At 69.3% G+C, this 21,984-nt stretch carries 24 protein-coding genes; 12 read left to right on the top strand and 12 right to left on the bottom strand.

From position 1 onward, the window contains the following. Positions 1–168 precede the first annotated feature (168 nt). Together AB0D31_RS12430 and AB0D31_RS12425 are read right to left on the bottom strand one after the other, a co-directional pair. Positions 169–1,272 (bottom strand): glutamate--cysteine ligase, encoded by a 1,104-nt coding sequence (locus tag AB0D31_RS12430; protein WP_362720782.1) that lies wholly within the window; start codon positions 1,270–1,272, stop codon positions 169–171. Between the two features lie 162 nt (positions 1,273–1,434). After that, complete coding sequence (locus AB0D31_RS12425) at positions 1,435–1,629, bottom strand: DUF6381 family protein (protein WP_362720779.1); 195 nt, start codon at positions 1,627–1,629, stop codon at positions 1,435–1,437. Between the two features lie 302 nt (positions 1,630–1,931). Here AB0D31_RS12425 and AB0D31_RS12420 point away from each other — a divergent pair, with 302 nt between their 5' ends. From AB0D31_RS12420 to AB0D31_RS12410, 3 genes are all read left to right on the top strand, one after another. Next, a complete protein-coding gene (locus tag AB0D31_RS12420; protein WP_362720777.1) occupies positions 1,932–2,162 on the top strand; it encodes a DUF6479 family protein in 231 nt (76 codons plus the stop codon). A gap of 305 nt (positions 2,163–2,467) precedes the next feature. Beyond that, positions 2,468–3,355, top strand: a complete 888-nt coding sequence (locus tag AB0D31_RS12415; RefSeq protein ID WP_362720774.1) for an SDR family oxidoreductase — start codon at positions 2,468–2,470, stop codon at positions 3,353–3,355. Between the two features lie 239 nt (positions 3,356–3,594). Then, positions 3,595–4,944 (top strand): FUSC family protein, encoded by a 1,350-nt coding sequence (locus AB0D31_RS12410; RefSeq protein WP_362720771.1) that lies wholly within the window; start codon positions 3,595–3,597, stop codon positions 4,942–4,944. 357 nt (positions 4,945–5,301) lie between these two features. Here the strand turns inward: AB0D31_RS12410 and AB0D31_RS12405 are convergent, their stop codons facing one another. Then, complete coding sequence (locus AB0D31_RS12405) at positions 5,302–6,321, bottom strand: Ku protein (RefSeq protein ID WP_362720769.1); 1,020 nt, start codon at positions 6,319–6,321, stop codon at positions 5,302–5,304. A gap of 282 nt (positions 6,322–6,603) precedes the next feature. Next, on the bottom strand, positions 6,604–6,867 hold the full coding sequence (locus AB0D31_RS12400; protein ID WP_362720766.1) for a GlsB/YeaQ/YmgE family stress response membrane protein: 264 nt from the start codon (positions 6,865–6,867) through the stop codon (positions 6,604–6,606). Positions 6,868–7,142: 275 nt separating this feature from the next. Between AB0D31_RS12400 and AB0D31_RS12395 the strand changes: the two genes are divergently transcribed. Next, positions 7,143–8,321, top strand: a complete 1,179-nt coding sequence (locus AB0D31_RS12395; protein WP_362720763.1) for an ABC transporter permease — start codon at positions 7,143–7,145, stop codon at positions 8,319–8,321. A gap of 192 nt (positions 8,322–8,513) precedes the next feature. On the opposite strand, the gene AB0D31_RS12390 is transcribed toward AB0D31_RS12395, so the two are convergent. Then, positions 8,514–8,675, bottom strand: coding sequence for a hydrophobic protein (locus AB0D31_RS12390; RefSeq protein WP_362720760.1), 162 nt, complete (start codon positions 8,673–8,675; stop codon positions 8,514–8,516). 195 nt (positions 8,676–8,870) lie between these two features. Here AB0D31_RS12390 and AB0D31_RS12385 point away from each other — a divergent pair, with 195 nt between their 5' ends. The 4 genes from AB0D31_RS12385 to AB0D31_RS12370 all read left to right on the top strand — a co-directional run bounded on the left by AB0D31_RS12385 (position 8,871) and on the right by AB0D31_RS12370 (position 11,869). Continuing rightward, on the top strand, positions 8,871–9,044 hold the full coding sequence (locus AB0D31_RS12385; RefSeq protein WP_362720758.1) for a CsbD family protein: 174 nt from the start codon (positions 8,871–8,873) through the stop codon (positions 9,042–9,044). Positions 9,045–9,420: 376 nt separating this feature from the next. Continuing rightward, positions 9,421–10,224 carry an alpha/beta hydrolase gene (locus AB0D31_RS12380; protein WP_362720755.1) on the top strand — a complete coding sequence of 268 codons (804 nt, stop codon included), beginning with the start codon at positions 9,421–9,423 and terminating at the stop codon, positions 10,222–10,224. After that, on the top strand, positions 10,224–11,534 hold the full coding sequence (locus tag AB0D31_RS12375) for a SpoIIE family protein phosphatase (RefSeq protein WP_362720751.1): 1,311 nt from the start codon (positions 10,224–10,226) through the stop codon (positions 11,532–11,534). Before AB0D31_RS12380 ends, AB0D31_RS12375 begins: the two co-directional genes overlap by 1 nt. Then, positions 11,531–11,869, top strand: coding sequence for an STAS domain-containing protein (locus tag AB0D31_RS12370; protein ID WP_362720748.1), 339 nt, complete (start codon positions 11,531–11,533; stop codon positions 11,867–11,869). The genes AB0D31_RS12375 and AB0D31_RS12370 overlap by 4 nt, the downstream gene beginning before the upstream one ends. A gap of 136 nt (positions 11,870–12,005) precedes the next feature. Here AB0D31_RS12370 and AB0D31_RS12365 read toward each other — a convergent pair whose 3' ends face one another. Further along, a complete protein-coding gene (locus tag AB0D31_RS12365) occupies positions 12,006–13,211 on the bottom strand; it encodes an erythromycin esterase family protein (protein ID WP_362720745.1) in 1,206 nt (401 codons plus the stop codon). A gap of 68 nt (positions 13,212–13,279) precedes the next feature. Between AB0D31_RS12365 and AB0D31_RS12360 the strand changes: the two genes are divergently transcribed. From AB0D31_RS12360 to AB0D31_RS12350, 3 genes are all read left to right on the top strand, one after another. Then, positions 13,280–14,026: a TioE family transcriptional regulator gene (locus AB0D31_RS12360; protein WP_362720742.1), complete on the top strand. Its 747-nt coding sequence runs from the start codon at positions 13,280–13,282 to the stop codon at positions 14,024–14,026. Positions 14,027–14,375: 349 nt separating this feature from the next. Beyond that, positions 14,376–14,600 carry a hypothetical protein gene (locus tag AB0D31_RS12355; RefSeq protein WP_362720739.1) on the top strand — a complete coding sequence of 75 codons (225 nt, stop codon included), beginning with the start codon at positions 14,376–14,378 and terminating at the stop codon, positions 14,598–14,600. Positions 14,601–14,619: 19 nt separating this feature from the next. After that, entirely contained in the window at positions 14,620–15,087 is a 468-nt protein-coding gene (locus AB0D31_RS12350) for a hypothetical protein (RefSeq protein WP_362720736.1), read from the top strand. Between the two features lie 58 nt (positions 15,088–15,145). On the opposite strand, the gene AB0D31_RS12345 is transcribed toward AB0D31_RS12350, so the two are convergent. The 6 genes from AB0D31_RS12345 to AB0D31_RS12320 form a co-directional block, all read right to left on the bottom strand. Then, positions 15,146–16,660 (bottom strand): hypothetical protein, encoded by a 1,515-nt coding sequence (locus tag AB0D31_RS12345; protein ID WP_362720733.1) that lies wholly within the window; start codon positions 16,658–16,660, stop codon positions 15,146–15,148. After that, positions 16,657–17,238, bottom strand: coding sequence for a LemA family protein (locus AB0D31_RS12340; protein WP_362720730.1), 582 nt, complete (start codon positions 17,236–17,238; stop codon positions 16,657–16,659). The genes AB0D31_RS12345 and AB0D31_RS12340 overlap by 4 nt, the downstream gene beginning before the upstream one ends. Positions 17,239–17,575: 337 nt before the next feature. Continuing rightward, complete coding sequence (locus AB0D31_RS12335; RefSeq protein ID WP_362720727.1) at positions 17,576–17,929, bottom strand: beta/gamma crystallin domain-containing protein; 354 nt, start codon at positions 17,927–17,929, stop codon at positions 17,576–17,578. Between the two features lie 10 nt (positions 17,930–17,939). After that, positions 17,940–18,530 (bottom strand): hypothetical protein, encoded by a 591-nt coding sequence (locus tag AB0D31_RS12330; protein WP_362720724.1) that lies wholly within the window; start codon positions 18,528–18,530, stop codon positions 17,940–17,942. Between the two features lie 213 nt (positions 18,531–18,743). Beyond that, positions 18,744–19,784 (bottom strand): vWA domain-containing protein, encoded by a 1,041-nt coding sequence (locus AB0D31_RS12325; protein ID WP_362720721.1) that lies wholly within the window; start codon positions 19,782–19,784, stop codon positions 18,744–18,746. 143 nt (positions 19,785–19,927) lie between these two features. Continuing rightward, positions 19,928–21,163, bottom strand: coding sequence for an aromatic acid exporter family protein (locus AB0D31_RS12320; RefSeq protein WP_362720718.1), 1,236 nt, complete (start codon positions 21,161–21,163; stop codon positions 19,928–19,930). A 341-nt stretch (positions 21,164–21,504) separates the two neighbouring features. On the opposite strand from AB0D31_RS12320, the gene AB0D31_RS12315 reads away from it, so the two are divergent. Further along, entirely contained in the window at positions 21,505–21,918 is a 414-nt protein-coding gene (locus AB0D31_RS12315; protein WP_362720790.1) for an ATP-binding protein, read from the top strand. The last annotated feature ends 66 nt before the right edge of the window (positions 21,919–21,984 follow it).

The following is a 21,984-nucleotide window of genomic DNA, read 5'->3' as shown; positions in this document are numbered from 1 at the left end:
CCCCGCCGCCCCCCCCCCCCCCCCCGCGCGGTCCCCCCGCCCGGGGGTGCCCCGCCCCCACGGCTGTGCAGGAGGGTGGGGTTGTCGCCGGCGTGCCCTGTGGGGCGAGCTCGCGTGAGTCCTTGTGGGGTAAGCCTGCGCTGGGTGAGCCTGCGTGGGGTGAGGCGCTCAGTCCGCGAGGGCGGTGATGCGGGCGCACTCCCGCACGACCGACTCCAGGTTCCCGTGGCGGAGGAGGAGTTCGCGCTGCCGCTCGGCGCCGGTGCCTTGGGCTGCCAACTGCGCCAGCGTGCGCCGCACCCGCTCCAGATCACCACTGTCGGTCAAGGCGTCCTCCACATGGTCGACCAGAGCGGCGACCACATCGGACGCCGGCTGCTCGCGCATCGTGCGGGGGTCGACCAGAGCACCGGTCAGGCCTGAACGGGCGGCGCGCCAGGACGCGAGGCGCAACAGGCCGGCGCTGATCTCGGCGGGAGGCCGTCCCGCGCGCCAGTCCGCGGCGGCCGTCTCCACCAGCGCACGGACAACGGCCGCGATCAGAACGGTGCTGCTCGGCTGCAGACAGACGTCGGAGACGCGGACCTCCACCGTCGGATAGCGCGCGGAGAGGCGGGCGTCGAAGTAGATCATGCCGTCGTCACGCAGGGCACCCGTGGCGATCATGGAGTCGACATGGTGGTGGTAGCGGTCGGCCGAGCCGAAGGTCTCGGTGGGCCCTGCGGATGGCCAACGGTTCCAGACCCGGCTGCGATAGCTGCTGTAACCGCTGTCCTCGCCCTGCCAGAACGGCGAGTTACCGCTGATCGCGGTCAGGACCGAGAGCCATGGCCGGATCCGGTCGAGCACGGCGACGCCCTCCTCGTCCGAGTCGACCGCCACATGGACATGGCAGCCACAGGTGAGCTGCTCGCGGGCGGTGAGGCCGAAGTTCTCCGCCATCCAGAGGTGACGCTCTCCGAGATCCAACGAGGGCTGTACCGGTACGGGAGACGTGGCGAGGGCCGCGACCGTGGCCCCGGCCTCCTCGGCCCGGGCGCCCGCTTCCCGACGAAGGCGAATGATCTCGTCCTCGATCTCGCCCATCGCCGTCAGCGGGCTGGTGGCGAACTCCACCTGTTCCTTCTGGAGTTCCTTCTCGAACTCCTGCTCCTCGGAGTCGTCGGGCTTCCGTGAGTCGGAGGGGGAGACGACGACCGTGGACAGCGCCAGAACCTCTCCGGTACGCGCACTCACCATGAGCAGCTCTTCTTCAACACCGACGGTGCGCATGCGCGGTCTCCGATCCGTCCCGACACTCCATGGGAGACGTCTGCCCCGGCAGAGCGGAGTCATACGGGGGCGCCGGCAGGACCGCGGGCGCGCACGGATCAGCGGCTACGCGGGGTCGGGGTCGAGGCGCCGACAGGATCACGGCCCGGGACGGACCGGCGGCTACGCGGGGTCGGGGTCGAGGCCCGGCACCGCCATGCGGCTCGCCTGCTCGCTCTGCTCCTGGGCGCGGCGGGCCTTGTCCGTCAGACGCTTGCGCTGCTCGGGGTCGGTCGCACGCTCTGCGGCCTCCCTCCACTCCAGGGCGCGCGTCTCCAACTCGCGGGCACGGCTGCGGTATTCGTCTCCCACACTCATGATCACTCCTGGATAGGGCGGTGGAAAGGGTCGCTGCCAGCTTGGGTGATGCGGCACGAAGCAGCATCCGGGGTTCGGCCATGCGCGGAGCGCGCGGTCGCGCCGGCCCGCGTCACCCCGCTCCTGTGGCGCCTGTGCCGGGCACCCCCGATCGTCCCTTTGGAGCAGGTGCCCGAGCAGGCGCCCGAGATGTCTGGGCATATTCGGGTAGCAGAGGTATGTCAGCCGCACGCACGTCGTGCGATCCCGCCGCGCAGGGGTCACAGCGACCCTCGGTAGCAATGCAGAGGAGTTCGAGCAACATGGTGATCGCTCACTCGACATCACAGGTAGTCGCCGCAGGACCCGCCACGGCGCTGCTCCTGGTCATCGTGGGAGTGGTGGTGGTGGCCGGGCTCCTCGCGATGTTCATGGCCGGACGTCGCCGAGCGGCACGCAAGCCCCCGCCGCCGTCGGCGCCGCAGCCCGGAGCGGACTCCTGGGACACCCCTCCGTCGTCCCCCGATGGGAGCGGCCGGAACGACGACAGGTAATGCCCCCGACCGGTAGGTGTGCCCCGACGGTAGGTGTGCCCCGCCGGTAGGTGATGCTCCAACTCACTTAGCAAGTCCGCCAGTTCACGCCTGCGGTCGGCCCGCACAGCTGCCTGGGGCGGCCCGGCGACACACGGGTGGGGCACGGGCGTGGCACGAGTATGGCGCGGGCGTCACTCGGGTCCCGGCGCAGGGCGCATATATGCGGATATGTGGGTACCTGATAAGGGTCACGGCCCCCTTGTACCCGTGCCCCCGGGGCCGTCAGGTGATGTGCCCACCCCCGCTCACGAAAGGCGCCACCCATGGCTAAGCCGGCTCGTCCGCAGGACCCGACCGACAAGTACCCGCGGCCCGATCTGCCGCAGCAGGACCAGCAGCACCCGGGCTGGACCGGCCCGATGGACCCGCCCCCGGACCACGGTGAGCAGACGTACCGGGGCAGTGGTCTGCTCACCGGCCGCAAGGCGGTCCTCACCGGCGGCGATTCCGGCATCGGGCGGGCCGTGGCCCTCGCCTACGCCCGCGAAGGCGCCGACGTGCTCTTCACCCACCTGCCCGAGGAGCAGGAGGACGCGCGTGAAACCGTACGGCTCGTGGAGGAGGCGGGGCGCCGGGCCGTCGCGGTGGCTTGCGACATCCGCGAAGAACGGCAGTGCCGGGAGCTGATCGACCGGGCGGTCGCCGAGTTCGGCCGCATCGACGTCCTGGTCAACAACGCCGCCTACCAGATGTCCCAGCCGGACGGCATCGAAGCCATCACCACCGAACAGTTCGACCGCGTACTGCACACCAATCTGTACGGCATGTTCTGGCTGACCAAGATGGCCGTGCCGCACATCCCTGCGGGCGGGTCCGTCATCAACACCACCTCGGTACAGGCCTACCAGCCCAGTCCGCACCTGCTCGACTACGCCATGACCAAGGGTGCGATCGTCACCTTCACCAAGGGACTCGCGCAGATGCTGGCCGAGCGGGGAATCCGCGTCAACGCCGTCGCGCCGGGACCGGTGTGGACGCCGCTCATCCCGGCGACGCTGCCGGACACCGCCGAATTCGGCAAGCAGGCTCCGCTGGGCCGGCCCGCGCAGCCCGCGGAGATGGCGCCGGCCTATGTGTTCCTCGCCTCCGAGCACGCGAGCTTCATCACCGCGGAAATCCTCAACGCCACCGGCGGCTCACCCCTGCCGTGAGCGGGTGAGCGGGTGAGGGCGTGGGCACGTGAGCGTGTGGGCACATGGGCGCGTGAGCGCTTGCCCACGTGAGCCGGCTGTGCCGAATGGGCAGGGTGGAGGACCGGCGGACCCCGAGAGATCTTCATGTCCTCGTAGGTCGCGGGGAGCGGTTGGTGCGAGCACAGGACGGAACGTTGAGGGAACTGGGTCAGGCCTTCGTTCAGTGGAGGCAGTGGGCAAGGTGGGAATGCGCGGCGGTGGCTCGGTCGGCGCGGCGGGCGCTGAGCGGCCCGGGGCCCGAACGGGACACCGCGGTCCAGGCGTTGAAGGCAGCGGCGGCCGCGCTGATCGCCTGGGCCCTCGCCGGCTGGTGGTGGCAGGCGCCGATGGCGATGCTGGCGCCGTGGACGGCGCTCTTCCTGGTGCAGAGCACCGTCTACCGGTCGCTCAAATCAGCACTGCAGCAGTTCGTCGTCGTCGTGGTCGGCACCCTCCTGGCGGCCGGTGCCGGTGTGCTCACCGGCAACACCATGTTGGCCATGCTCATCGCACTGCCGGTGACCATGCTCTTCGGCTCGTACGCCCGCTTCGGCACCCAGGGTCTCAACGCGCCCACCGCCGCGCTCTTCGTGCTGGTCTACGGCACGTACTCGGGCTTCGACATCATCCACCGCTTTCTTGAGACGCTGCTCGGGGCGGTCATCGGGCTCGCGGTCAACGCCCTCGTGCTGCCCCCGGTGCACTCCCGCAGCGTGCGCCATCTGCGCGGACGTCTGCCGGAGGAGAGCCTGGCGCTGTTGCACACGGTCGCGGACGGACTCGACGAAGGTGACCTGGCCCAGGACGACGCGGATGCCTGGCACGACCGCGCGCGGCGGCTCACCGACCGTGTGACCGACCTGCGCACCGCCCGCCGCTGGTCTGAGGAGAGCTACCGCTTCAACCCGGGCCATCGTCTGCGCCGTTCGGCTCCGCTGCCACCGGCCGCGGACTGGGACTACACCTGGGACCGGATCACGAACCACTTGGAAGCCATCACCAGGACGCTGGCCGAGACGGCCGCGAACCGCTCCGACCAGGCCGTTCTGCCGGGCCCCGCACCCCGCATCGTGGCCGACCTGCTGCGGGCGGCTGGAGATGTCTGCGGGCTCGACGACACCCTGGAGCGTACGGACTCCCCGCCGCAGGAAGACGAGGATGAGGGCCTGCGTCGCACCCGTGAGCGTCGCGATGCGCTGCGGCGGGCGTACGCCGCCGAGGACGAGCTGACCTCAGTCTTCCGTGAGCGCGGTGACGCGTTGCAGGACGCGCTCGCGGCCGTCACAGCGGACACGATCCGCCTGCTCGGTGACCTTTCGGCCATCGCGGGACGCGACCCTGAGGAGGGCACGGAAGAAGAGGGCCGTGCGGACGAAGAGGGCCGTGCGGACCGGGTGACCCCCCAGAGCACCCAGAGCCCACAGAGGCCCCCGAGTACCCGGGGCCCCCAGGACTCCCAGGACCCCCAAGGCCGGCAGGACCCCCAGGAGGACGCGGCGAAGGACGCGGAGACCGGGGAAGGGAGGAGCGGGGGAGTGGAGACCGGGAGGTCAGGGACCGGGAAGTAGGGGCCGGGAAGTCAAGGGCCGGTGGATCAGGGGCCCGGAGGTAAAACCTGCGGCACGGCACGGCATAGGCGTTACCGGCACGCCCTGCACAGACGCTACGGGCAGGCCCTGGCACGGCGCTGCGGGCACACTCCAGACGGGCACTACCGGCTTGCCCCGGCACGGGCGCAGGCTCTGCCGCACGGCGGCTTCCTTCCACGCGGCACAGGGTTCGCGATCGGGCGATGCGACGCTCGCCGTCCCTGAAGCAGCGGACCGTCCCTGAAGCAGCGGACCGTCCCCGAAGCCGCCGACCGTCCCCGAAGCCGCCACCGCTCACGAAGCCGCCGCTCCGATCTCCCGTTCGGGCGGCCGTCGTTACGCGGCTTGCCGCTGCCCGTCGAGAGCCTCGATCAGTTGCTCGCGGGTCATCGTGGATCGGCCCTCGATCCCCGCGGCGGTCGCCTTCTTGTAGAGCTCGGCCTTGTTCATGGCGTGCGGATCCCGCCCCTTGTGCGAGGCATGAGCACGCTGCTTACCCGCCGGCTTCTTTGCTGTCCGCTGAGCGGTCCGCTTCGTGGCGCCGCCGCCCGTCGTGGCCTTCGCGCCGGTGTCCTTGGGACTGCGGGCACCCTCCAGACTGGCGCGCAACGCCTCCATGAGGTCGACGGCGGCCGACGGCTCGGGCGCGGGCTCGGCCTTCTCCACGCTGTCGCCCGCCTTCTTGGCCTTGATCAGAGCGGCGACCTTCTCCTGGAACGTGTCGTGGAACTGCTCCGGGTCCCATTTCATGCTGAGCGTGTCGATGAGCTGCTCCGCCATCTTCAGCTCCTTGGCCGAGGCGGCGGACTTGCCCGGAAGGGAGTCGATCTCCTGCTGGGGATCCCGGATTTCGTCGGCCCAGTGGAGGGTGTGCAGGGTGAGGAGGCCGTCCTCGGCCTTCACGGCGACGAGATATTCGTGCTGGCGCATCACGAAGGTGGCGACACCGGTCTTCTCGGCACGGCCCAGCGCCTGGGTCAGAAGGCTGTACACCTTGGCGTACCCCTTGCCGCGCGGAGCCAGGTAGTACGTCTTGTCGAAGAAGATCGGGTCGATCTCGTCCAGACCCACGAACCCGGTGATTTCCAGAGTCCGGGACCGCCCGGGAGCGATGTCGTCCAGCTCTTCGGGCTCGACGATGACGTACTCCTCGCCCGTGTCATAGCCCTTGACGATGTCCTTGGGGTCCACTTCCTCACCGGTGCGTTCGTTCACCCGCCGGTTACGGATCCGGTCGGAGGTGCCGCGCTGGAGCTGGTGGAAGTGGATGGTGTGGGTGTCGGTCGCGGTGTAGAGCCCGACCGGGAGGCTGACCAGGCCGAAACTGAGGACTCCGGCCCACACGGGTCTGGCCACTACGCCACCGCCTTCGCTGTCGGCCCCCTTTGTGTAGGTTCTCAAGCCGGGCGAGCCGTGTCGCGTCGACGTGGGCGATGGGGTCGACGGGGTTCCCGTGGCTCAGCCGGCTCCATGCGTCAGTCGGTCTCCGTGGCTCAGCTGTGAAACGGCGCGATGGGCTCCGCCCTCATGTGCGCATCGCCCGTACGGTCCAACCCCCGCATGCCGCTCGGCGCTCCCCCGGACGGTGGCCGGGGAAGCGCCGAGTCGCCGGCACGGCGGTGTCGCGCCGGGGCTTGGTCAGCCTCGGCGTCCGGCGACCAGACGGTAGAGGAAGAGCACGATCACCGAGCCCACAACCGCGGTGATCCAGGTCGACAGGTGGAAGAAACCCTTCATGCCGTCCACTCCGAAGATGAGCTGACCGAGCCATCCGCCGAGCAGCCCACCCACGATGCCGATCACGATGGTGACCAGACAACCGCCCGGGTCCTTGCCCGGAGTCAGCGCCTTGGCGATGGCTCCCGCGATGAGTCCGATGATGATCCAGGCGATGATGCCCATGACGAAGACCTGCTTCCTTTCGTTCCGTGGCCCGGCGGCGACGCCGGCCGAGCGGTGACGGCGGGGAGCCGGCCCCCCGTTCGCCTCCTACGCAGTACCCCCGGCACGGGTCCGCTCACGGGACCTACGGTCCCCGGCCAGGGACCGAAGGTCCTGGTCGGAGCCGCACGAATGGGGGTACGCGGCGCGGAAATCGTTTCCCGGTCCCGGAGTGGTCGCACATGCCGATGTCGAACATGCCGATGGAAGAAGATGGCGCCAACCGCATGGAACACATGGAAGAAGCAGACGAAGCCAACCACTCGGCCCCGGAGTCGGCTGCCCATGGCGGGGAGGGGGGAGACGGCGGACGCGGCGGGCCGGGCGGGCAGGGACTCAGCGGGCCGAGCGGGCACGGCGGGCACGGCGCGCACGCCAGGAAGCGGGGACCGCGCGAGGCATGGGGCGACTTCAGGGGCTCCCCGTTCTTCCCGGCCGTCGTGCTCGTCTTCATCCTGGCCGCCGCCGCGGGTCTGTTCGCCGGCTCGTACACGTACACCATGGCCAATCCGACGCCGCACCACATCCCCACCGCGCTGGTCGCACCACCGGGGTCCCCGGAAGCCGAGAAGTTCGTGGCGGGCCTCGACAAGGCGCTCAACACGTCGCTCGCACTGCGCCCGTACCAGGACGTGCCCTCGGCCCGTCACGCCATGGAGGAGCAGACGGTCTTCGCCATCCTCGACGTGCGTCCGGACGGGGTGCACATGGACGTGGCCGGCGCCGCCGGCGCTTCCGTGGCCCAAGTGCTCACCCAGGCCGCGCCCCCGGTGGCGAAGGCCATCGGCGTACCGGTGACGATCACCGATGTGAAGCCGCTCCAACAAGGGGACCCCCGCGGTCTGGCGCTCTTCTACATCTCGCTCGCCGCAGTGGTACTGGGATTCGTCGGCTCCATCCAGCTGAGCGTCCACGCACGCACCCTGAACCCGCTGGAGCGGATCGCTTTCACGGTGGCGTACTCGCTGCTCGGCGGGTTCACCATCGCCGCGGTGGTCGACTGGGGGCTCGGCGCGGTGCGACTGCCGTTCTTCGAGTCCTGGATGATTCTCGCGCTCACGATGTTCACCTCGGGCATGGTCTTCACCATGTTCAACACCCTGATCGGACGCTGGGCCATGTTGCCCACCTGGGGACTCATGGTGCTGCTCGGCAACCCTTCATCGGGCGGCGCGGTCTCCTGGCCCTTGCTGCCGTCGCTCCTGGGACATGTCGGGCGCTGGCTGCCGCCCGGCGCTTCGGTCAATGCACAGCACACGGCCGTCTACTTCGCGGACGCCCAGCACGTCTTCCCGTTCCTCGTGCTGGCGGCATGGTCGCTGCTGTCCTGCGCGGTGTTCTGGTTCTGGCGCCATCGCCACCCTGGGGGACGCGACCGGGGTGCGCCGGCCCATGGGGTGGCCGTCGGCGCGTGATCCGCATGTGACGAGACATGGGACGGACATGTGACGAGACACATTACGGACATGTGCCGAGACACGTGGCGGCGGCACATGTGACGGCACATGTGGGTGGAAAGGACGCCAGTTCTCCGGCTCCCCGGGGCAGCACTTCGCCCCGTCGGCGAGACCGACGGGGCGAAGAAAAGGATGGTGCCGATGTGTGCCTTACCAGCGGTACCAGCGGCCGCTTCCGCCCTTGGGACGGGCGATGAAGCCGATGAGCCACACGACCAGGACCACGATGGCGATCCACCACAGCGCCTTCAGCGCGAAACCGGCGCCGAAGAGGATCAGGGCGAGCAGCAGAACGAGAAGCAGGGGAACCATAGTCATCAACCTCCGGTCCACCGTGTGCCCGGGAAAGCATGGGCAACACATTTTGATCGACGTGATTCATATTCACCCCTGCGGGGATTCCGGGCCAGTTTTCGAGCGGTGCGGGATCCGCGGGTTTGGATGTGGCATTTCTGGCCAGGCGTATGGATGTCAAGCCAAGTGTTCAATGAGACGGGAGTGGTTTTTGTGTCCGGTGACCAGAAGGCGGAATCCAAGGTCGAGCAGGCCAAGGGCAAGCTCAAGGAGACGACCGGCCGGGCCGTGGGCAACGAGCGGCTCGAAGCCGAGGGCGGCGCCGAGCAGGCCAAGGGAGACGCCCGCGAGGCCAAGGAGAAGGTCAAGGACGTCTTCAAGGACTGAGCGGCGATCGGCAGGTGCTGATCCGCACGACGGGACATGGTGGGGCCCAGCCGAATGACCCGGCTGGGCCCACCCCTGTGCCCGCGTGGTGGTTGCCGACGACCGGGCCTCGGCCCCCTGCCCGACGGTGGTGGTTGCCGACGCCAAGCCTCGGCCCCTGCCCGAAATGTGGCCCTGTTCGCGTTCCGGTCGCCTTCCATGGTCCACTCGCCGAGTCGATCAGCCCGGCCCTGTGCTGTGATCCTCGGTCGGCCGTGACACTCGCGTGGGGCATGTCTGTGTCGGGCCGACGCAGGCCAACCCGCAGGTGTAGGCAGTGAGCGGGTTTGTTCGAGGGGCTTCGGAGCACGAGAGACGACCTGAGAGCATGGTGTTCATGGATATTGCACGCAGGAACAACGTCACCGTCACCGGCAACCCGCAGGGGCGGCCGGTGGTGCTGGCGCACGGGTTCGGTTGCGATCAGAACATGTGGCGCCTGACCGTGCCCGCCCTGGCCGACGACTACCGAGTGGTGCTCTTCGACTACGTGGGCTCGGGCCGTTCGGACGCGTCCGCGTTCTCCGAGGACCGCTACGGCTCGCTGCACGGGTACGCCCGGGACGTGGTCGAGGTGTGTGAAGAGCTCGACCTGCGTGATGCGATCTTCGTGGGTCACTCGGTGAGCGCGATGATCGGAGTCCTCGCCGCCGAACGGGCGCCCGAGCGGATCGGCGCGCTGGTGATGGTCGCTCCGTCGCCGTGCTACATCGACGACGACGGGTACCGCGGCGGGTTCAGCGCCGAGGACATCGACGAGTTGCTCATGTCGCTCGAGTCCAACTACCTGGGATGGTCGGCGGTGATGGCGCCGGTGATCATGGGGCACGAGGACCGGCCCGAGCTCGGCGAGGAGCTGAAGAACAGCTTCTGCGCCACCGACCCGGACATGGCGCGCGTCTTCGCCCGCACCACCTTCCTGTCGGATTCGCGGAACGACCTGAAGACGGTGACGGTGCCGACGCTCGTCCTGGAGTGCCTCCAGGACGCCATCGCGCCCCGCGAAGTCGGCGCGTTCGTCCATAAGGCGATTCCCGGCTCGACCCTGGTCACGCTCGACGCCACCGGACACTGCCCCCACCTGTCCGCCCCCGAAGCCACCAACGAAGCGATCCGGAGCTTCCTGGTCAGCCTGCGATGATGTGCCGCAACGGGGAGCAACCCGACCGGCACGGAGCCGACGAGGAGAGGACCGCGGACGCGGCGTTCGCCGCACTTCTGGAGGACAGCGCCGACGAACTCTACGAGTGCGCGCCGTGCGGCTACCTCTCCACACTGATGGACGGCACCATCGCCAAGATCAACGCCACCCTGCTCGACTGGCTCGGTCTGGAGCGCGAGGCCGTGGTGGGCCGGATGCGCTTCACCGACCTGCTGACCGTGGGCGGCAAGCTGTACCACGAGACGCACTTCGCGCCGCTGCTGCGGATGCAGGGCGAAATCGGTGGCATCGCCCTGGAGATGAAGAAGACCGGCGGCGGACGCATCCCCGTCCTCGTCTCCTCCGCACTCAAACGCGGCGGCAGCGGTGAGCCCCAGCTGATCCGCACCACCATCTTCGACGCCCGGGACCGCCGCGCCTACGAAGAGGAACTCCTGCGCGGCCGCAAGGCGGCGGAAGCCGCGCGCAAGCAGGCCGACGAGGCGCGCAAGCAGGCCGAGGCCGACCGCGCCCGCCTCCAGGACGCGCTCGCCGTGCTCCAGCAGTCGCTGCTCCCCGACATCCTGCCGGAGGTCCCCGGGATGGAGACGGCCGCGTACTACCACACCGCCCACCCCGAGCGACTCGGCGGCGACTTCTACGACGTGTTCCCCATCGGTGGAAACCGGTTCGGCTTCTTCCTCGGGGACGTGTGCGGCAAGGGCCCCCAGGCCGCGGCCGTCACCTCCCTCACCCGCTACACGCTGCGCGCCGCCGCCCTGCACGACCCCGACCCGGTCTCCGCGCTGACCACGCTCAACACGGTGCTCCACGCGCGGTACGCGGGCGGCGGAGACCCGCGCTACTGCACCGCCGTCTTCGGCACCCTGGAGCCCGACCCCGAGACGGGGAACGTCGCCGTGCACCTCGCGTCGGGCGGCCACCCTCCGGTCATCATCGTGCGGACCGACGGCACGGCGGACTTCCTGCCCACCCCGGGCGGCCTCCTCGTGGGCATCCTGCCCGCCGCGCGCTTCGCGGACGCCAAGACGGTACTCACCCCCGGCGACACGCTTCTGCTCTACACCGACGGCATCACGGAGGCCCGCACCGGCGAGGACCGCACCAGCCTGTACGGCGACGAGGCTCTGCTAGCCTTCGCGGCCGGCCACGCCGGCAAGCCGCCGGACGCCGTCATCCAGGCCCTGACCGGCCTCCTGAACAGCTTCGGCGAAGGCCTCGACGACGACACCGCCCTGCTCGCTCTCGGCGTCCCCGCCGCCAACCCGCAGACGAGAAGCCCCGAATGAGTCCACTGAAGATCACCTCCCGAGACTCTGCGACCGGTCCCGTTCTGGCGATCTTCGGCGAGCTCGATTACGCCAGCGCCGCAGGACTGCGAGACCTGATCGCCGCGACCGCCGTCCAGCCCGGCCAGCGTCTCGTCCTGGACCTCGGCGGCATGGACTTCTGCGATTCGAGCGGGGTCAGTGCCCTGATCGCCGCTCACAACCACGCCCAGGCCGCCCAGGCCCAGGCGGCACTCGCGGCCGTACCCCCCAACACCCTGCGCATCCTGAGCATCGTCGGCCTGGACCAGATCTTCCCCCTGTACCCCGACAGCGCCACGGCCACCTGCGCCTGACGGCCAACGGGCCCGGAGGCAATGGCAGTTCACCAGCGGGTTCGTCGAGCCACCTCGTGGGATCCGTGGACTCCGTAACCCTGAGGGGGGCGACAACCGTGGGCGACAAGGACGAGTGTCGACCGCAGCCAGGCCGCTACGCCTCCACGGTGTCCTTGACGAACACGAGCCCGTCCGTCGTCGCCAAGTGGGTCGGATCGAAAGGCGCGTAGCCGAACCAGGGAGAGTCGCGGGGGGTCGGCGGTGTGGTGGCGAGTGTGGCGGCGAGCCGCGGGGCGTCGACGACGCAGCGGTCCTCCGGCAGGGCGTAGAGGAGTCCTTCGACCGAGGCCGGCGCAGGGGCGTCCACGCCGTGGTGCCGGATCGTGCCGAGAGCTGTGGCCAAGAAGGCGTAGTCCTTGCCCAATTGGGCGTTCACGAGAGCCCCGGCGCTCCACCACTCCAGCAGTGCCTCGCCCATCCGCATCGAGCTCTTGTCCCGCTGGAGGTGGGAATTGTGCGCATGGGCGAGACACGGGCCGCGTTCGGAAAGGGCCGCGAGGTTCTCCGCCATCATCCGATCCCGCAGGGCGGTCAGCCTGGTCATACGGCGCGGCGAGGTGTCGGCCATCCAGGAGTGGTAGCGCAACAGACCGGTGGCGGTGCGCCCGTACAGGCGAGCTCTGTCCCAGGCTTCCCGTGAGGTCGCGCTGAGCAGGTGCGGGGTCTGTTCGTCGAAGAGCGCCACCAGGTCGTCGGCGAGGAGCCGCACCTCCTTGGCCTCGGCCGACCGTCCGACGGAGCGGGCGGGGTCCCTCATCGCGGCCGGCTCGGTCCAGGCGTCGTCGGCGCCGAGCAGGCGGTCGAGCGTTTCCTCGGTACAGGGAAGCAGGTCCCTGCTCACCTGGGCGGCCAGGAAGTGGTGCAGGGCGGTGAGCGCCTCCCGGGGGCTCGCGGCCCCGGTCATTTCGAGAGGACCGTCGATGCCGGCGAAGCGAAGCCTGTCGTGGACGGGACGGCCGTCGTTGAACGCGCGCATCCACTGGACGAGTTCGCGATTGGCGGCGCAGTCGTTGAACCACGTGTGGCTGAGCCCGTACGCCATGACGTCGTCGAGTGTGCCGGTGCCCGAGGTGACGTAGTCGTCCACGAGCAACCCCTTCATACAGTCGCTCTCGATCGCGATCGTGCGGTAGCCCTCGTGTTCGACGAGGTGTCGGAAGAGCTCGTTGCGAAGGTCGAGCAGCGTGGCCTCACCGTGGGTGGGCTCGCCGAGGGCGAGCACCCTGGGCCGGGCGGGGAGCAGCTTCATGACGGCGGTCGCGTCCGCGGCGTGGACGGTGTGCCCGATGTCGATTGCCATGCCTTCAACGGTATCGTTGAACAGCCGGTGGAAAGTTTTCCGCTGTAGTCCGCTCTATTGTCGCTCCCATGGCGCAAAAGCTTAAAATGAGCAGTCGACTACGGCCCGTGGACTTGGCGCGCGGTCACGGTCTGTCGACGCAAGCGGTCAGGAACTACGAGGGGTCCGGCATCCTTCCGCCCGCGGAGCGCACGCCCCATGGCTACCGCGTCTACACGCCTCTGCACGCGGCGGCCCTGCGTGCCTTTCTCGCGCTGGTGCCCGGCCATGGCCATGGCAGAGCCGCGTCGATCATGCAGGCGGTCAACGAGGGCGCGGCCGAGGACGCATACCGGCTGATCGACGAAAGCCACGCCCAGCTCCTCGATGACCGCGGGACCATACGGGCCGTGGAGAGCGCCCTGCGCGATCTCGAACCGACCGCGCCCGCAGCCTCCGCGGCGTCCGGGCGGACCACGGTGTCCGGGCCCGGCGGCATGTTCATCGGCCCGCTCGCGGAGCACCTCGGCATCGGCCCGGCAACCCTGCGCACGTGGGAGGAGGCCGGTCTGGTCCACCCGCACCGTGACCCGCTGACCGGGTACCGCGTCTACGACGAGTCGGCCGTACGGGACGCCCGCATGACCCAGCAACTCCGGCGCGCCGGCTACCTGTTGGAGCAGATCGCCCCTCTGATCACCCACGTACGCACGGCAGGCGGCACGGAACCACTGGAGGCCGCGCTGACCGAGTGGCGCGACCGGTTGTCGGCGCGAGGACGGGCGATGCTGCGGGGGGCCGCGGAGCTGGACGCGTACCTTCGCAGCCGCGGCTGAGAGCCCACCCGCCTCCCTCCGAAGGGGCGCCCGGCTGCGGGAGGCGACTCGTACCGCATGGCCTCAGTGGAATGCCGCGGAATCCGTGTGTGGCTCGGCCGGCCACCCGCAGGGGCGTTCCCCACGCGCCGACCCGGCGCCCACCCCGGGCGGTCCGGCTTCCCGGCGCTCGCGATGCGGCCCGCGACTCCGAGGCCGCTGACGGGCGGGCGGTCCCCGTACGGTCGTTGCGCCTGCGCCCTCGGTACTTTGACGAAATTAAGTACGCCCCAAAACGCCTTCCCCGCAAGGAAGTTGATGCATACGGTCGCCCTTGTCAGTCGACAGGACAATGTCAAGGAGGGACAGCATGAACTCCAACCTTCGGGCCGCGGCCGCTACGGCCGCACTCGTCACCGGGCTGCTCGCCGCCGGCGGCGTGGCCAACGCCGCGGAGAGAACCGACGCACAGAACCTCTCGGCACACATCCAGAAAGCCGTCCTCGCCGAGCAGCAGCTCGGCTCAACCACCGGAGGCCCGATCCTCGGCCTCATCCTGACCGCCCCCGACGGCGCAGAGACCGCGTCCTCCTGACGCCGCGGAGGCGCGCACCGTGGACCGTCAAGGTGAAGACCACATCAGATGGTGCCCGAGCGGGGACGCCCACCGTCCGGAATCCGTAGTCCTCGGCGTCAGGTCGGGAGAGAACGGCCAGGTCGTCTATCTGGACCAACCCGTGCCGGCGGCGGACGCGCTGTCCGGCATCCCCGAGGGCATCGCACCCCACCGGGTGCTCCGGTTCGCATCGCACTGCACGTCCGCCTGTGCGAACCGGGTGGGCGACGACTGCACTCTGATCCAGCGCATCCAGGCCCTGCCGTCACCGCGCGACACGGGCACCGTGCCGCGGTGCCACCTCCGTCCGCACTGCACATGGTGGAGCCAGACGGGAGTCGACGCCTGCCACCGCTGCCCCGGCCTCACCACGCTCAACTCCGCCGACGACGAACTCGCCGCGCTGGTGGCCGACCCGGTCACGACGATCGAGCAGGTGGAGAACTGGATCGCCGAGGCCGAGTAAGACCTTGTGGGCCGATGAGCCTGCCCCGCCTGGCGCCGAAGGGCGCAAGCGGGGCAGGTCAGTTGACGACCGGCGTCGCCGCGCGCACCACCCGCGTCGCCGGTGACACCGAGAGACGTACGATGCTGCCCGGCGCGACCGCCGGTGCGCCGCGCGGCAGTGCCCACGCGATCGTGCGGTCGCCGTCGCCCGTGTCCAGCGCGAGGAACCGGGGCGCCGACTTGCGCCTGCGGGGCTCCATGCGCAGTACCTCACCGGTGACAGTGTGCGCCGTGCGGCACTCCAGGACGGCGAGCACCACGTAGTACACGGTCAGTGCGGCGAAGCCCGCGATGACCACCATCTCCAGCGGCAGCGGCCCGTCCATCGTGTCGAAGGGCCAGACGGAACGCCATCCCATGAAATTGCCGGGCATCATCGCGACGAAGCCCACGAGCAGCATCCAGCGGTTGAAGCGGCCGGCCACGAGCACGCCGAGCAGGGCGACGCCCACCCATCCCGCGCTCAGTATCAGTCCGGGGCGGCGCAACGAGTGCTCGGTTCCGGGACTGTGCGTCACCGCCCAGTCGGGCTGGCGCAGGGTCGCGAAGAGGTAGAGGCCCCCGGCCACCACGGCTGCGGCGCAGGCCAGTTGGATCAGGTCGGCCGTTTTGGCGCCGAACCCCGGGCGCACCCGCGGATAGCGGATCCGCACCGGACGCCACGTGCCGCCGTAGGACGACCAGACGCGACGCTTGTCGCCCGCGTCGAAGCCGAGCAGACGCCCGGCGCGGCTGGTGACGCCGAGCGCGGCGCCATAACCGAGGTAGCGGTCCCACACGGTGACGGCCGCCGGCGGCAGCTGCGCGAACTCCTCGTGTGCGTTGAGCCAGGACTCGACACCTGCCCAGTGACCCGCACGTTCGAGACCCTGCCGGGTCGCCCGCTCCCCGAGCGCCCGCTTCAGCAGCCACGCCAGGACGATCGCCGGCAGGCAGCCGAGGAAGACGGCGGCCCGTATGCCGTGGCCGCCGGCTACGACGGCGACAGTGAACGGCACACCGGTGCCGAGGAGCGTCACCGAGAGCGCCCCGCCGAGGAGCCGCCCGAACCGCGGGCGCGACAACCCCCGCTCCCGTGCCTCGGTGACGATCTCCTGACGCAGCTCGCTGTTCCAGGACTTGGCGCGCTCTTCGGCGCGGAAGGCGATGGCCCCGATCGGGGCACCCGTCGCGCCGGCCTGCTCGACGACTCGGTGCAGGACACGGCGCTCATACGGGGTGAGGTCGCCGGGGTCCTTGCCGGTGAGGTGCACCGTGCTGCGGGCCGGGTCGTCGTCGGGCTGCCGCACCTCGATGTGACCACGGGCCGCGAGGTCGAGCAGAGTGGCCGCGGCGGCGCGGTCCACGGAACGCCAACGGTTGGCCAGCAACGCGACGACGGCCGGGGATTCGGGATCCTGCCCGAACTCCTGCGTGGCGGGGCCGGCGACGACGGCACCGTTGCGGGTGGCCGCCAGAGCGAGGCCGAACAGCGTGAGCCACAGGGCGATCAGCCCGGCGCCGCTCCAGTACATCTCCGCTTCGAACGTCACGCGAACTTCACCTGCACCGGCGCCTGCGCGGCGGCCCCCGCCTCGAAGTACTCCCTGCGGGCGTGGGCGCCGCCCAGGCCGGCCACCACATTGCCCGGGAAGCTCTCCAGAGCGCTGTGGTAGCTCTGTACGGCGCTGTTGTAGAACTGCCGCGCATAAGCGATCTTGTCTTCCGCGGTGGTCAGTTCATCCTGCAGCTTCGCGAAGTGCCGGTCGGCCTTCAGCTGCGGGTAGCTCTCGCCCAACGCGATGAGCCTGCCCAGCGATGCGCTCAGCGCGTCCTCCGCGGCCGCCTTGTCCATCACCCCGAGGTCGTTGCCGACCGCAACGCCGCGCGCGGCGACCACGGCTTCGAAAGTGGCCCGCTCGTGCGCCGCGTACCCACGCGCACCTTCGACGAGGTTCGGTATCAGTTCATGACGCCGCTTCAGCTGGACGTCGATCTGCGCCCAGGACGCCTGCGTCTGGTTCCGCAGCCGCACCAGCCTGTTGTACGTACGGACCACCCACCACACCAGCGCGATGACCAGCACGGCGATGACCGCACCCACGATGACACCCACAGTGTCGCCCCCCAAGAAAAAAGACTCATGACTCGACCCCCCGGTCGAACCTGGTGATCTTAAGCCGCGCTGGGCCGAGCCGTCGCCACAGTTGGCGCGCGCTTACGCGGGGGACGCCGGCAACAAGTCGCCCCCGCCGGTGAACCGACGGGTCTCTGCGGCCCTCCTGCAGAACAAAGGGAAGCCGGCCACGCCCCGAAGGGAGCATGACCGGCGTCCACCACTGGGCCGCATCTGATTCAAGTACGGGTAAACCAGGTGCTGTTATTGAAATCGCCGGAAAGCCGGGGTGAATGACGATTCGAACGTGCCCCGTCGACGTCCACTCCGGTCCGGCATTCCATGGCCCGAATCAGAGAATTTCGATGGAGTTCACCTTCGGTGGACGGTTCGGGAAGGTGATGTCGTGCCATCGGTCGATCCTCACCGAGTCGCCGTTGGCGTCGAAGTAGATCAGGTCGTTGTTGCCCGTGGAGATCCTGTCGACCCACCATCCGCCGAAGTCGGTCCGGCCCTTGTTGGCGTAGCAGTCGACGCTCTGACGTCCACCACTGTGGGACCAGATCTTCAGGAAGTTCTCGCCACCACGGCACTCCACGTGATCGATGGCGAAGGCGTTGCCGGTGGGCATCACGACGGTGAACGCGGCAGCCGCGGCCACCGCGACGGTCGCCGAACGCACGATCCTCTTCGTTTTCGAGACCACAATTCTCTCCTTAATCCGCATGACGAACCGGGAGCCGGCGACACAGCGACAAGGACTCGCGGCGTGCCGGACAGGCACCACGAATAGCCCGAGTGAAGCGGCCTTCGTGCTGCTCTGTTGTGCGCTTGCACGGCAACGATCCTGTAAAGCTGATGTACATGGCAATCGCTTGAGAAGTACCCGGCTGGAATGTGCCTCCCAATGTCCAGATCGGGATCGCTGGATCGTGTTGTTCGGGTCGCTCTCGAAAGTCTCGGGGTAGTGCTTGTTTTCGGACGCGGTCGAAGCCGCCCCGATGCCGACCCGATGCCGGCACGGAGCGCGCCTGTCGCCCGGCCCGCATACGAAGGGCCGGCGCCCCGAACTCGCCGGATTCGGCGTCGTCCTGCTCACGGCCGCGCTGCTGGGGCCGGCCGTCGAGGGCGCCGGCTTCGCCGTAGTCCACCGCGAAGATCACCGCGTTGGCGCGCTGTTCGGCCGGCAGTCCGGTCCACACCTGCCGTACGGTCGGCGTCAGCACCAGCTCCGGGGAATCCCTGAGCCGGCCCCAACTCGTCGGCAGGGGCGCGGGCAATCCGCGGGCGACGACTGTGGTGGCCATAGCCGCCGGCCACGCTCCGGGCTCGACGCTGGGGCGCGAACGCCCTCGAACCGGCGGCGGACCGCACCCCACCTCAGTGGGCCTGCGGACCGCCTACGTGTTCCGGCGCGTCGGCGCCCCACCCTGGGAATGCGCCAACTTCACCTGGCGGGTGAGCAGCCTGTCGGAACTGTCCGCCGAGCTGATGCCGGCCTGCGGGCCGCCTGCCATCCCTCAGGCCATCAGCAGCAGCCGCGTGTTCGGGACGAGCTTGCGGTTCACGCTGGTGCTCTGCACGAAGATCGTGAAGTCGTAGTTGTGATCGGCCCTGACGCGGACCTCGGTGTCGGGCAGGCCGAGCAGGGCGCGCGCCTGCGGTCCCGTGAACACCCGGTCCGTCTTCTTCTCCAGCACCGCGATCTGCTTCCGCGCCTGGATCTTCTCCGGCTTGCTCAACTGGTAGAAAGCGCAGCCGGTTTGGTACGTGTGCCCGCATTCGACGACCCACTCCCGTATCGCCGCGTCGCGAGCCACCGGAAGCAGCCGGTACTTCGACGGCTCGACCGGGGTGAGGCCCGCTGCCTCGATGGTGTCCTTGTTCACGGCGTCGGCCCCCGTCGAGAACACGGCCCGCGAACCCCGGATGCCCTGGGTACGGCCCACCATGAACTTCTCGGTCGCCTGCTGGATGACCTGTCCGGCCTCCTCCAGACCCTGGGTGCTTGTGGCGTCCCAGATGGCGATGTTGTCCTTCGGGAAGCCGCACTGCATGGCTTCGCGCTTGCCCATCTGGTCCGGCACGAGCACGGCGAGTGTCCAGTTGTCCTGCTGCCTCGCGATCAACTGCGCTACGGCCTGCGCCAGTTCACGGGGGTTGTCGCCCGGTGCGTCCGGGCAGCGGTGGCTCGCGTTCTCCTGGCCGTCGGTCAGGACGAACGTCAGGAAGCTGTGGTCGCCGTAGAGCTGCGCCGTCTGCGCGAGCTCCGCCTGCGACTTCAGCGTCGCCGCAAGGAGTGCCGTCATCCCGCCGGGCCGGTAGAGCTCTTTCAGGGACGGCATCCGCAGCACGTCCTTGTCGTAGACGGCGCACTCCACCGTGTCGGCGAACACGTACACCGTGACGCGGGTCTCCTGGTCCAACTCCTGTGATCGGCGGGCCAGATACGCGATCTGCTGGTCGGCGACCTCGACGACCTTGCGGCTCAGGTGCGACATGGACGAACTCGCGTCCAACACGAGAGCAACGTGATTGATGTAGTTCTGGACTCCGGACATGGCCATCCCCCTCGTTCGGCTCGATGTATCGATCGTCCCACCCACCACTGACAATCGATCTTGGGTCGAGGCCGGCCGGGGACTCCGGGAGAGGAAGAGGGTCGTGTGTCGGTTTCAGGGGGAGCGGCGGTCTGGCCCGGTGGTCAGCGTTCGCGTTCTTCCTCGTCCGGCAGCCGCATCATCTGCCGGGCCCGGCTCCGCACACGGCGCACCCGCGGGAAGCGCTGCCGCTGTCGCCGGGACTGCTGGTCGAGCTCCTCCACCAGGCGCTGCGAGCGCTTCTCCACATCGAGCTCGTTGAGGATCCGGTCGACCTCGGCCAGCAGCGCACCGTGCAGCTGCCACTGCCGCGGGTGGCGCTGCACCTGAGCGAGGAACAGGTCGGCCACCCGGTCGCGGCTGACCCGACCGGCCGTCAGCTCGGCGGCCAGCCGCTCCTCCGCCTTCTCGGCGTTGCTGCTGACCTGAGTGGTGATCAGCACCGCGAAACTCTCGATCGCCCGGGCAAGGTGGTCGAACACATCCCGCAGAGCGAGGCCGACGTCCGGCTCGAAGAGGTGCTCCTCGGTACGTTCCTTCGCGAGGTCGGTGAGCGAGCGGCACACGACGCGTAGCACCACGGCCGAGATCTCCAGGGTGTCGAGCCCGGTACGCAGGACCACCCGCGAAAGGAGCCCCTCCCTGACGCGCGGGTTGAGCCGGAGGCTGTCCTCCGCCTGCCGCAGGGAGGCGTCCACCTGGGCGATGTCGTGATCGAGCCGGCGCGCCTCGTGGAGGCGGGCCGCCGCCTGGGCCACCGGCGTGTGGCCGCCGACCTCGTCACCGAGGTCGCGGAGGAGACGCCGCATCCGCGCGGCGAGCTCTTCGATGGCCCCGCCGGCCGATTCCACCCACACGGGTGGGGCCAGCAGCATGTTGAAGAGCATGCCGACACCCGCGCCGATCAACGTCTCCAGGACGCGGTCCCACGCCGTCGCCGACACCCGGGTCACCCCCAGGACGAGCATCGCGCTGATCGCCACCTCGGGGACGAACTCGCCGACCTTGACGAAACGCCCCACCACGAGCGCCGCCAGGATGATCAGTCCAAGGCTCCACCAGGTAAGACCGACCAGAGAGCTGAACCCAACGGCGAGCAGCACGCCCACGACGACGGAGTTCACCCTGCGTACGGCCGTGACCAAGGTGGTGTAGAGGGTGACCTGCACCACGAGCAGCGCCGTCAAGGGTGCGGTCAGGGGCGCCGGTTCGCTGCTCAGGTGGAGGGCCACCACATAGGAGATGACCGCGGCCGCCGTGGAACGCAGTGTCTGCACCACAGCCGGTTCACGGCGGCGGCGCGCGAAATCAAGCAGAGGCTGACTGAACTCCCGCACCATCCACCCCTTCCCTTTCAGCGGGATTCACACACGGAGACGCACCCGGGCGAACGAAATGGGTCAAATTTAGCAATAGTGGTAATTCGGTCAAGCAATGCGCAAAGAGGTACGAGAAGGCCTGTTGGGTCTCCGTCTCTCCCGGGGTGAGAGGGTGGCTCCCGCGGTCCTGCGCGCTGCGGAACACGTCGTTGAAACGTCGTTGAAACAGGGAGGAGTGCGGGGATTTTTTTGGGGGTAAGCGCAGAAGGTATTGGTGGCGCTTCGGCAGTGAGGCGAGCTGGATGAATCTGGTGGGACAGGACGAGGGGCAGCGGGCACTCGCGGGCCGTGTGAACGGCGCGATGTCCGTTTCCGCCGTGCTGCTGGGCAGCGAGGACATCGCCACGGCCCGGGGTATGGCACGGGACTTTTTGACGTCCCTGCAGTCCGAGCACGGGCTGCCGGTGTGGAAGCGCACCATGGGCACGGTTCAGCTGGTCGTCAGCGAGCTGGTGACCAATGCCCGCAAATACGCTCCCGGGCCGTGTCTGCTGACCCTGGAGGTCAACGACGGCGCGGTGGAGGTGACGGTGTGGGACAGCAGCACGACGCTGCCGCTGGTACTCGCGCCTGATCCGAGCAGGGTGGGTCAGCACGGCCTGGAGATCGTCATGGCGGTGTGCCGCAGCTTCGAGGTGCACCGCGAGCCGGTGGGCAAGCGGATCAAGACCGCCATCGCCCTGGCCGACGAACCGGACGGCCGCCGGCCGGTGTGACCAAGGGCGCGCGGAGCAGGCGTACGAACCCGCGGCGCGGCCATGTTGAGCCCGGTGTTCCGGGGC

Origin of the sequence: Streptomyces sp. NPDC048361 (assembly GCF_040651795.1) — a bacterium.
Lineage (GTDB): Bacteria > Actinomycetota > Actinomycetes > Streptomycetales > Streptomycetaceae > Streptomyces.
This window is presented reverse-complemented; position numbering and strand designations above follow the sequence as displayed.